Annotated in this window: 5 protein-coding genes; 1 reads left to right on the top strand and 4 read right to left on the bottom strand. The window is 64.3% G+C overall.

The window, feature by feature from the left end:
- Positions 1–547 (top strand): 3-deoxy-manno-octulosonate cytidylyltransferase (gene kdsB / locus VF497_RS06940; protein WP_330887043.1); only part of this gene is annotated, 547 nt, incomplete at its 5' end.
- 25 nt (positions 548–572) lie between these two features.
- On the opposite strand, the gene VF497_RS06935 is transcribed toward kdsB, so the two are convergent.
- The 4 genes from VF497_RS06935 to VF497_RS06920 form a co-directional block, all read right to left on the bottom strand.
- On the bottom strand, positions 573–1,808 hold the full coding sequence (locus VF497_RS06935) for a dicarboxylate/amino acid:cation symporter (protein WP_330887041.1): 1,236 nt from the start codon (positions 1,806–1,808) through the stop codon (positions 573–575).
- Positions 1,805–2,584 (bottom strand): hypothetical protein, encoded by a 780-nt coding sequence (locus tag VF497_RS06930; protein ID WP_330887039.1) that lies wholly within the window; start codon positions 2,582–2,584, stop codon positions 1,805–1,807. The genes VF497_RS06935 and VF497_RS06930 overlap by 4 nt, the downstream gene beginning before the upstream one ends.
- Positions 2,585–2,610: 26 nt before the next feature.
- Positions 2,611–4,110 carry a transglutaminase domain-containing protein gene (locus VF497_RS06925; RefSeq protein ID WP_330887037.1) on the bottom strand — a complete coding sequence of 500 codons (1,500 nt, stop codon included), beginning with the start codon at positions 4,108–4,110 and terminating at the stop codon, positions 2,611–2,613.
- Positions 4,111–4,151: 41 nt separating this feature from the next.
- On the bottom strand, positions 4,152–5,666 hold a 1,515-nt coding region (locus tag VF497_RS06920; protein ID WP_330887035.1), incomplete at its 5' end, for a M61 family peptidase.

Raw genomic sequence — 5,666 nt, 5'->3', positions numbered from 1 at the left:
CGATCACGCGTCGGGCAGCGATCGCCTTGCCGAGTGCGCGGAACATCTCGGCTGGGCCGACGAGGCGATCGTGGTCAACCTGCAGGGTGACGAGCCGCTCGCGCCGGCAAGCGGCATCCGTGAAGTCGCTGCGGCGCTTGCCGGGAGCGGCGCACCGATGGCGACGCTGGCAACACCGGTCGCCAATGTCGAGGAATTCCTCAATCCGAATTGCGTCAAGGTCGTTTGCGCAGGCGACGGTCACGCACTGTACTTCAGTCGCGCCGCGGTGCCGTGGCCGCGCGATGCATTCGCGAAGTCGCGCGATGCATTGCCGCCGCACATGCCGTTGCTGCGCCATATCGGCATCTACGCGTATCGCGCGGGTTTCCTGCGCACCTTCGCGCGGCTTGCGCCGACGCCGCTCGAACGCGCCGAATCGCTGGAGCAATTGCGCGCGCTCGAGCACGGCTATCGCATTGCCGTACGCATCGCGCCTGAACCATTTCCCCCGGGGGTCGATACTGCCGAAGATCTCGATCACGCGGAGAAGCTGCTGCGGGAATAGCGCCGGATTTTGCTGGCGATCGCTTTCAAGCCGTGTCCGATGTGGACTGGCGCGTCACCACGCAGACCGCGGTGATGTCGGCAGTAACGTTGCCAGCCGTGCCGATGGCATCGGGAAGTGCATCCACGGCGAGCATCAGCGCGAGCGGCCCGACCGGTACACCCATCGCCTGCGCCACCGGCATGTTGGTCGCGAGGAAACTCACCTGTCCCGGCAGGCTGACCGCACCGAGGCTGATCACTACCGCGAGCGCCGCACCCGCGACGAGTTGTGCGGGACCGAGATCGATGCCGAGCGCCCAGGCGATGAAACACGACGAGGCGATGTATTGCACCGGGCTCGTCAGCCGGCACAGGCTGACCGCCATCGGCAACACCAGCGCCGCGATTCGTTGCGGATAGCCCAGACGTTGCGCGCTTTCCAGCATCGCCGGCAGCGCTGCCAGCGAGGACTGCGTGCTCGCGGCGACGATCTGCGCCGGTACGAGCGCCGGCACGTAGCGGCGCAGGCTTTCGCCGCCCCACAGCCAGGCGACCAGCAGCATCAGCAGCGTTGCCATCACGTACAGCGTGCTTTCGACGAGCACGTAGACGCCGAGCGCGCCGATCATGTGCATGCCCGCGCGTGCGCACACCGCGAGGATCAGCGCGAACACGCCGAACGGCGCCGCCTCCAGCACCCAGCGCACGGTGACGATCATCGCGTCGGCAATCGCCTGGAAAAACGTCACCAGCAGTTCGCGCCGCGCCGCTTCGATGCGCGACACGGCAAAGCCGAAGAACAGGGCGAACACGACCAGCGGCAGCATCGCGCTCTGCGCCGCGGCCATCAGTGCGTTGCTCGGCACGATGCCATTGAGCCAGTCGGCCCAGCCGACCTGTGTTGCGGACGGCGTACCCGCGGACACTGCGCCGCCCAAGGCCGCGGCCAAGGAAGGGTGGCGCGTGAACAGGCCGTACAACATCGGCGCGGCCACCGCCGCCACCGTGACGCCGATCGTCAACAGCACCACGAACACGATGAGCGCGCGCCGCGCGATGCGCCCCGACGCGGCCGCATCGCTCGCCGCATTGACGCCGACGACGACGAGCGCGAACACCAGCGGCACCACGGTCATCTGCAAGGCGTTGAGCCACAGGCGGCCCAAGGGCTGGATCCAGTCCGCGACCTTCACCGCCACGGCGGAGTCGTATGCATCGAGGGCGAGTCCGGCGAGCGCGCCGAGCACCAGTCCGATCAGCACGCGCGTCGTTGCGTTCAAGGTTGCATCTCCGCTGGTGGCAGATCCCATTGTGCCTGCAGGCGCGCGTATTCGAGCTCCGGCAGCAGCACGAAGATGGGCGCATCGTCGCGCTTGAGCCAAGCGAGCATGGACTGCATCGTCGCATCGCTCATCGCCGTGCAGCCCGTCGTGGTGTCGGTCGGCGACTGCCACAGATGGGCGAAGATGCAGCTGCCCGCGCCGCGCTGGCCGGCCGCATTGTGCTCGATGACGAAGCCGAGGCGGTAGCGCCGGTCGCCGTTCATGTGCAGGTCGCGGCGCATCGGTTCGGTCGAACCTTTCGCATCGACCGCATTCGCATCGACGATGCGGTTGTATTGCGGCGAGCCATCGACATCGACACAGTAGTCGGATGCCTGCATCGCGCGATACGCAAGCCCCGTATCGGCGTGATCACCGTAGCCGAATGCGTCGCCGATGCGGAACACTCCGGCTGCGCTGCGGCCGTCGCCTTCGTGTTTGATCGGGCCGTCACTGTGCGTTGCGTTCAAGCCCAGGCCCCAGGCGGCGCCCGCGTGGCCGATCGTGACCGGTTGCGACGCATTCACGGCACGCCAGTGTCCGCCATCGCGCGCATAGGTGCGCAGGCGGCCATGGTCGGCATTCCAGTCCGCAATGACCACGAGCACGAGTTGGCGCGAATTCCGCCAAGGCAGATCCCGCGGTGTGGTCTGCGTGGCACAACCGGTGAAGCACAGGGCGGCCGCGAGAAGCAACGAAGAGATGTAGGCGATGCGATGGCACTTGGCGAACATGCGAACCCGCGGAAGTGGAAGAACGATCAATTCTGTTTCGACGGCAGGATTTTCCAGCTGAATTCGTAGTTCCATTTGTCGTAGTACAGGTTGCCTTCGTCCGATTCGATTTCGCCGCGTTGCGAATCGACGGTGTCGGAGCGGAAGAAACGCTTGGGCGGAACGAACTCCTGCGAGAAATCGTCGTTGAAGGCGATGCGGAAATTGTCGAGGCCGCCGAGGTAGAACCATTTCAGCGCCGGGTAGGCGGAATCGAGGCGGCCATAGGTGACGTCGACCGGAATCCAGCCGTACGGAGCGAGATAGATCTCGCCCCAGTCGTGGATGTTCTCGTAGTCGCCATTGGTGAAGGTCCAACCGGACTGCCAGCGCGCGGGGATGCCGTTGAGGCGCATCAGCGCGATCAGCAGCAGGGTCTGCTCGCCGCAGTCGCCATGACCCGCATGCAGGGTGTAGTCGCTGAGGTTGGCGATCGTCGAGTACTCGCGCGCACCGGCCCAGGGAATCTCGTCGACCGCGGCGAAGATTTTCTGCGCGATGCGGTAGGGGTTGGTTTCGTCACCGACGATTTGCCGGGAGAACAGGCGCAACGATTCGGTGAACACTATGTGCGGCGTGCGTTCGGCCACGAATGGCGCGAGTTCGGGCGTGATCTTCGCAGGCACCACCTTGTCCGCATCGATCGCGTGGTACTGCGACTGCAGCGTCACTTCGTAGGTGGCCGAAAACACGGTCGGCTTGCCGGCCTGCGCCTTGTGTTCGAGGTAGGTCGTGCGTTGCAAGGCCGATTCGGGTGCAATGCGGTGCCTGGAAGGTTCGCTGGATACGAAGCGTATATTCTCCTGCTGGCCCTTGATCGCACGAGGATAGGGAATCCATGCGCGCAGTATTTTGCCGGCGGGCACGGCATCGGCATCCACGGTCAGCTTTTGCGTCACCCGCACACGCTGCGGCAGCACGCTGGAGCGTCCCGTTGCCAGCGCCTGCCGGATCGTCTGCTGATCGAAGTCGAGGTAGTGATCGTTGACCTCTTTCGGCAAGCCACTGTCGGCAGTTGCAGCGAGTCCTTTGCCGCGCGCACGTGCTTCTGCGCTCAAGTGAAACAGATTGGATGGTGAACGTTTGAAATACTTGCGCTCGCCGTCGATGACCATGAACTCGAACAAGCCTTGCGCATCCCAGCGCGCGAAATCGGCATCGGTGAGGTCGGAAATCTTCTCGCGCAACTTCGATTCGACCTGATCGGAGTCGAGGCTGAAGTCGTAGCGCATGCGCGCCATGCGCTCACGCTGGAACTCGAATGCACGGCGCGTTTCCGCAGGCAGATCCGGCTGCTTCAGTCCGGCATCGATGCGCGCTTCCGCCGCCTGGAATTGCCCCGCGGTCACGAGATCGACGACCGCGCCCGGATCGCTGCCGTCCGCAGCAACGGAAGCGGCTGCCGACAACCCCATCGCCAACAGCGCGGTCAACATCGCGGCATGCAGGCGCGAGCCGCGTTTCGCCTCAATGGGCTTCCTGTGCATCGATGTTCGCCTCCTTCTCGGCTGCGCCATTGTTTGCCGCGTCACGAGCCTTTGCCAACCGGTTTCGGCGCAAGGATCTTCTGCAGGTAATCGGTCTTGCCCGGGACGCGGACCAGGGTGGGATATTTGAGCCCGCCGTCGTATTCGACCGCGTGCAGCTCGCTGACACCGTCATGTTCCATACGCAGTTGCAACGGTTTCTTGTCCCGTTGTGCACGGATGATTTCCTCGCGCAGCACTGCAGCACTGAAGGGGCGCTCGCCAATGGAAACGAGCTTCATGCCGGGCGCAAGGCCGGCCTTGAACGCCGGGCCGTCCCAAAGCACGTCGACGACCTTGCCGTCGTCGTGCAGGAACACGCCGATCGTGGATATGGCATTGATGCCCTTGCCTTCGAGCTCGCCATTGCCGACGTTTTCGAGCGCGTTCTGGTAGCCGGACGGCTTGTCGGTGTAAGCCAACTTCCAGCCGCTGGCTTCGATGCCGGACAGCAGCGGCGCTTGCCGTTCGTCCGTGCCGTTCACCCAGCCGTGCAGGAAGTTCGTCCAGTCCCAGGGTTGCACCTTGTTCAACGCGGCGACGACATCGTCGAAGGTATAGGCGTGGGTGACGGCACTGCCGTCGTCGACGCCGAAGAAGATTTGCGCGAAATCGTCGATCGAATGCTTGTCGTGGCTCAGTTCGCGGATTTTCATGTCGACTGTCAACCACAGCAGCTGACCTTCGCGATAGAAGTCGTTCTGCCGACGCCAGTTGGCCCACGCGTTCGGCGCGGAGTAGTCGACGGCGACGGTGGTATCGATCAGCGGCCGCCAGGCGCGGCCGGTGCGATGCGCCATTTCCTCGGCGCGGTAGGCCACGGCGCCGCGCCAGGTGTCGGCCGACCACAGGCCGCTGCGCACTGTGAGGACGTCGCCGAGGTAAACCGTGAGTCCCTCGTAGACCCACAGCAGCTCGGGACGCATGGGCTGTTCGAAGTCCGATGTCGCGAGGCCGGCAGGGCGCATGAACTTACCGTTCCACGAATGCGCGTATTCATGCGGCAGCAGCGAGCCGTCGAGCATGAAGTGGTCGGCGTCGGTAAACATCTTCGCGCCGCTGCGCGCGCGGTCGTCGCTCGACTGCAGATGCTCGAGACCACCGACCGAAGTGTGATCGCTCAGCGTCAGCAGCAGGTGATAGCTGGCGTAGTGATGCGAACGGAACAGCGCCTGCGCCTGCGCAATCAGATTGCGAAAGCCGGCGAGCTGCTTGTCGGAAATTGCGATGGCCGCTGCGGAATCGCCGACCATGTCGAGCCAGCGCGGTACCTTCGAATTTTTCGGTGTGATCTCGATCGAGCGGAAATATTTTCCGGCAATCACCGGTGACTCGACCAGCGTGTCGCACGGCACGGGCTTGAACGCGATGCGACCGCGGTCGCTCGTCGCGGTATCCAGCGCAGTTGCGTATTTCCAATCGGCGGGAATCACGAGCGTTGGTTGAAAGAGTTGCGCCTTGGCCGGAGACTCCGCCCGGTACAGCGCGACGTGATCCCAGGTGAGGTCGATGAGGTT

This window comes from Rudaea sp., assembly GCF_036383415.1.
Taxonomy (GTDB): Bacteria; Pseudomonadota; Gammaproteobacteria; order Xanthomonadales; family Rhodanobacteraceae; genus Rudaea.
This window is presented reverse-complemented; position numbering and strand designations above follow the sequence as displayed.

What these genes read in the sequence shown, in the direction of transcription:
- VF497_RS06930 (WP_330887039.1), bottom strand. Translation starts at nt 2,584, where the DNA reads ATGTTCGCCAAGTGCCATCGCATCGCCTACATCTCTTCGTTGCTTCTC.
- VF497_RS06925 (WP_330887037.1), bottom strand. Translation starts at nt 4,110, where the DNA reads ATGCACAGGAAGCCCATTGAGGCGAAACGCGGCTCGCGCCTGCATGCC.